Source organism: Succinimonas sp. (genome assembly GCF_045225735.1).
In the GTDB taxonomy this organism is placed as follows: domain Bacteria; phylum Pseudomonadota; class Gammaproteobacteria; order Enterobacterales; family Succinivibrionaceae; genus Succinimonas.
On sequence record NZ_JBGVBR010000355.1, the window covers coordinates 1 to 4,314 of the forward strand.

The 4,314-nt window shown below is 41.4% G+C and carries 3 protein-coding genes; all 3 read right to left on the reverse strand.

Annotated elements, in window-relative coordinates; all coding sequences use genetic code 11:
• Positions 1-388: 388 nt before the first annotated feature.
• From ACJROR_RS12550 to ACJROR_RS12560, 3 genes are read right to left on the reverse strand one after another with little or no spacing between them, the layout of a single operon-like run.
• Complete coding sequence (locus ACJROR_RS12550) at positions 389-1,243, reverse strand: ExeA family protein (protein ID WP_405366401.1); 855 nt, start codon at positions 1,241-1,243, stop codon at positions 389-391.
• Entirely contained in the window at positions 1,233-2,894 is a 1,662-nt protein-coding gene (locus ACJROR_RS12555; RefSeq protein ID WP_406547331.1) for a DDE-type integrase/transposase/recombinase, read from the reverse strand. The genes ACJROR_RS12550 and ACJROR_RS12555 overlap by 11 nt, the downstream gene beginning before the upstream one ends.
• 41 nt (positions 2,895-2,935) lie before the next feature.
• A complete protein-coding gene (locus ACJROR_RS12560) occupies positions 2,936-3,877 on the reverse strand; it encodes a hypothetical protein (protein WP_406547333.1) in 942 nt (313 codons plus the stop codon).
• Positions 3,878-4,314 lie beyond the last annotated feature (437 nt).

Consider the following 4,314-nt stretch of genomic DNA (forward strand, 5'->3'; position numbering starts at 1 on the left):
TGGCTTTCCAGCCTAAATGAATTAAAGAACCGAGGTGTCAATGATTTGCTAGTTTGTCCGGATTTCTGCTACCAGAAATGTCCTTAAAAACAATGATTTCTGCTCCAATTTTTTCGATACCTTCTGCTAACTGAATTGTCGGTACCTGTTGTTTCCTAATATTTCGATACCAGTCGTCAGCAAATTTGCCGTCACCAACTGACATGGATTTGGTGATACGCGTTGCTCACTGAATTTTCGTATGCTATTGCTGCGTATATTGTCGATACCAATTGATATAACCTTTATTCTGTTATCTATTGGCGGTGCTGATATAATTGGAAGAGCATGACCGGCACCTGAAGTGCCGGTCATGCATTTACACTGAAGTTTTTAACGTTTAATGATGTCAGTTCTGTCTTTGTAGCATTATTTCCAGAATCTCGCTATTAGCAGCCTGTGTAACTATATCTGCTGTTACTACCTTTTCATTCTTTAAAACCGCATAATTCAAGGAATGCGTGCAGATTTTGTTAATCATCCGAGGGTTGCCTCCAGACAATCTGGCTATTTCTTTGACCGCCTCAGATGAGAATATACTCTCTGTCACCCCTGCCCAGCGCAGATGTGCTGCCATGTATGTTCCCACCTGCTTTTCCAGAAGAGGTCCTGTTCTGCAGATGTACATGATGCGCTGTGTTATAGCCCGGCATCTCTCGCACTGCAGCAGTGGCATGATTTCCGTCTGTCCTGATAGAATCAGGCTTAATGGAGAACCGGAGTCGTACTGCTTTCCGTTAAGCAGGAAGCGTATTTCCTCCAGCATGTCAAACCTGCGGTAGGACTGGGTCAGCAGATGTGCTTCATCGATTATCATCACTACTTTTCGATTGTAGGTTTCCAACTGAATCCGTAACTCATTGTGAAACTGCTTTCTGGCATCATTTACGTAAATATGCGGTTTGATACCGAGAATCTCCAGGGGAACTGTATACAGCCACCGTGGTGTGGCATTCGACATGGATACATAAAGAACCATTGTCTTCTCCTTGTCCAGAGTGGATACAAAGCGCCTTAAAACTGTACTCTTGCCGGTTCCGGGGGCTCCTGTCAGCAAGGCAAACGAATTCGACTCCACTGTCAGTGAGAGCTTTTCCAGAATACTGCTTTGCGCAGTATTCTGATACAAGAACTGGGTGTTAATGGAATTCGTAAACGGTAATTCCTTCATCCCGAAGAATTCCTTCAAACGATTAATGGACATTATCACCCCCCTTATCTCCGCTTCCGTATAAAGACTCCGTACTATTATGCTCATCCGGTTTATCATCTGAGGAAGTATCTTTTATCCCGCTGTCGCCGGTGTTATCTTTCGTATCCTGCTCTGTAACTGTTCCGTAGATTGATTGCTCTGCATTAGGAATATCCTGTTCTACCCAGGTTATTGTCGGCAGAATATCTCTCTGGAACTGCTCTTCGTTCTGATAGGTATTTTCCCTTTTGGATATTTCCCTCATGAGTCGTTCTACGTTAGGCGGAATCTGCTGATTAGCTGCCTGTTTCCGCAATGCCTCCTTTTCTTCCGAATGGTTTTTCCTAAAGACCTCCTCATAATTCACATCAGGTTTAACTTCCAGCTCATGTAATTCATAAAACAGATATTCCTCTCCGCCGTTCTTAATTTCCTCTTCTGAATTACAGACAGCAAGTTCTACGGAATGATCTGTCAGTGAATAAATTATAGAAACCATTTCACCAGCTTTGGCAAGACCGCTGGGAACCACATAGTTTTTTCCCCTGAAGCTGATGAGACCGTCCTTTGAAACACGTCTGGACTGATGCAGCTTAAAGGCATATTCAAGAATTTGCGGATCAGCCAGTCTACAGACTTTCGTATCCTTTTCAAAGACCTCCTGAGGAGATAATATGTATTCCTTATTATTTTCATCAATAAATACTAGAGCTGAATGTTTCGTTCTGTTATACTCAAAGATGCGCTGTTCAACCAGCTTTTTTAATACTGAGAATCTGACGTTTTTCATCCCCTTAATAGGGATAAACAAGTCGTCAACAGTACCATTGAGCCTTTCCAGTGCTCCTTTTGATTGTGGCTGGTATGGTTTAGATCTCCTGTGAGTGATTCCAAGAGCATGTGTGCAATGACAGAACGAGCTACCCCGATAAATACTACCTTGGTCGGTTAATATGGTTTCGGGAATTCCGTAAGTTTCTATCAATTGTCGCAGGCTGGACAGCGCTATATCCTCAGACTGATGAGTACTAATCCGGTATGAGAGTATCATCCTTGAGGAATTATCCATCCACAGCTGAACGTACGGAACCACCGAATTTCCGTTGTCATCAACACATGAGCCCTTTGGCGGTTCCTTAATATCTCCCTGAACCTGTTCGAGCCGGTGAGCCTTTCTATACTGACCGAAAAAAGCTCGGCCGTTCTTTTCCCTTTCGTTAAGAAGCTCTCTGCGACTGTAACCAGCTTTCATAAGATGATGCTGCAGCGTACTTCTCTTTAAAACTCCGATTTCAGCAAGAGCGGGATGACGGGATTCCAGACATTTGATGATGTCATTAACGCTGATAGTCGGACTCTGCATCCGCATCAGCTTTGCTTCATCGAAGAGAGCTTCATAAGAGACATAAAGTCTCTTATCGGTACGTACTTTTGGATACTTCGGAACCAGGCCTTTAAAACCCTCATTGCAATAAGCTTTAATCCAGCGGCTAACTGTCTTCTCTGAAATTCCGCAGTCGGCAGCTATAGCCTTAATTCTCTTATTCAGCTTTCTACGGTTGTTCAGAAGCTCCTTGTTAGCAACAATAGGAGAGATAATACGGAATCTGCGTGTTTCCGGATCGGTTTCTTTAATAATGGCTTTTGCCAGCTTTTTTAACATTTTTATATTCCCTTGTTAAAAAAAATCAATTCTTGTTCGTGTCAGGGAGGTATCCTCCTCAAAACACTGCCTATTTTACAGGCGAAATATATCAAGGAATACTTAGGTCGTTGGGATGCTGCGCGGACAAAATGCGAGCAGTTGTATACGACTAATTTTTCAATTGTCAATTTTTTAACGTTTGTTTCTGCATTAGCAATGTTTCCATTTTGGACTGATGAATAATCCCGCTCACAATATCTATTCATGTTGCTCACAAACATATTGACCAGAGCAGGCCCTGCGGTAACGATTATTTGAGCCGCCTGCAACAGCTTTTGAAAAGATTTAAAGGAGAATAATTCGAGAAAAAAGTTTGTTGCTCCCCCGAAGACAGCCCTGACTTGAAGAAAAAGGTTTGAATGGTTCCTGGATTTAGTGGAATACAGCAGTTTTTTCAAGACACCTGGAGGTATAGTTGCATCCGGTGGAAGACCGTGTTCTTTCTTGTATTTATCAATGCAGGGCTTGATTTTTAAAGCTTCGTGCAGAACGTCTGTAGTTATTCTATGACGTGCAACAGCATATTGAGGGAGAAGTACATGATGCTCATTAATGCCTGAATCTGTTTTTCCTAAGCAATTTTTATTAGAGCACACAACGATCTGTAGTTTGAAATATAAGTTGGTTCGAAGCTCAGTAATCAATGCTGTTTTCAGCGATTCGTCAGAAATGTCTCTTCCATTAGTTATCTTTTGACTGCCATCTTTTTGGGTAGTGATAACGATAACGTCATTTATTCCGGGTTTTCTTTTGTTTATAGTAAAATCGTAAATAATTTTTTTGTACTGAGTAAAACCGTCCTTAATCATAGGTTGGCCACAAACAGGACATGTGACACGATGGTCGTCTTTGAAGGTGAAAAAACCGGAGAATACGAACCCTGTTGCATTTTTGGTAACGTATACTTTATATACAGCTGAGGATTGTGGTATATTAATCATCGTATTCTTCTTACAGATACATTGGGTGTGGGATGTGGTGATCCCGCACCCGTTTTACATTCAGACCATATTTTAAATTTCTATTGAAACTGTTTTAATTTAAACCAGTTTTTTCCTCGTTTTCTTTTACATAGTTCAATATAACGGCATTTTGTCGGTGACTGGACAGAAGAAACAACCAAACAGAACTTCCAGAAATACTCTCAATAGCACATTTTACCCGAAGGGGAAGTTGCGCATTCCCGGGGAAATCTAGTCTATACCCATAATATTTAAGTTGATAAATTGGACAAAAATAATGGCAGTCGGTGACGACTAAAAGATTGGCAACAGGTTACGAAAAAAGAGAAGCAGTTAGATACGACAATATTGGAGCTGAAAAATATACATTTTTGTTAGCAGTTTTTTGGACAATCTAAAGAATCACTGACATCCGG

Coding starts and splice junctions, on each gene's coding strand:
- ACJROR_RS12550 (WP_405366401.1), bottom strand. CDS start 1,243: ATGTCCATTAATCGTTTGAAGGAATTCTTCGGGATGAAGGAATTACCG.
- ACJROR_RS12555 (WP_406547331.1), bottom strand. CDS start 2,894: ATGTTAAAAAAGCTGGCAAAAGCCATTATTAAAGAAACCGATCCGGAA.
- ACJROR_RS12560 (WP_406547333.1), bottom strand. CDS start 3,877: ATGATTAATATACCACAATCCTCAGCTGTATATAAAGTATACGTTACC.